Source organism: Pseudomonas sp. RA_35y_Pfl2_P32 (genome assembly GCF_963970735.1).
Classification (GTDB): domain Bacteria; phylum Pseudomonadota; class Gammaproteobacteria; order Pseudomonadales; family Pseudomonadaceae; genus Aquipseudomonas.
In genome coordinates, this window is record NZ_CAXAQF010000302.1 from 1 (window position 1) to 466 (window position 466).

General features: G+C 61.6%; 1 pseudogene. It reads left to right on the plus strand.

Going from position 1 to position 466, the window contains the following annotated elements:
• Positions 1 to 463: pseudogene (adh, locus tag AACY45_RS28400) on the plus strand (aldehyde dehydrogenase); the annotation flags it as partial.
• Positions 464 to 466 lie beyond the last annotated feature (3 nt).

Sequence of the window (466 nt, forward strand, 5' to 3'; positions counted from 1 at the left end):
CTCCTACCTGGAAATCGCCAAGGGCGAAGGCGCCGAGCTGCTGACCGGTGGCAAGGTGGAAAAACTCGAGGGCAACCTGGCGACCGGCTATTACATCCAGCCGACCCTGCTCAAGGGCACCAACAAAATGCGCGTGTTCCAGGAAGAAATCTTCGGCCCGGTGGTGAGCATCACCACCTTCAAGGACGAAGCCGAAGCCCTGGCCATCGCCAACGACACCGAGTTCGGCCTGGGTGCCGGTCTCTGGACCCGCGACATCAACCGCGCCTACCGCATGGGCCGGGCGATCAAGGCCGGTCGCGTCTGGACCAACTGCTACCACCTGTACCCGGCGCACGCCGCGTTCGGTGGCTACAAGAAGTCCGGCGTCGGCCGTGAAACCCACAAGATGATGCTCGATCACTACCAGCAAACCAAAAACCTGCTGGTGAGCTACGACATCAACCCGCTGGGCTTCTTCTGATCC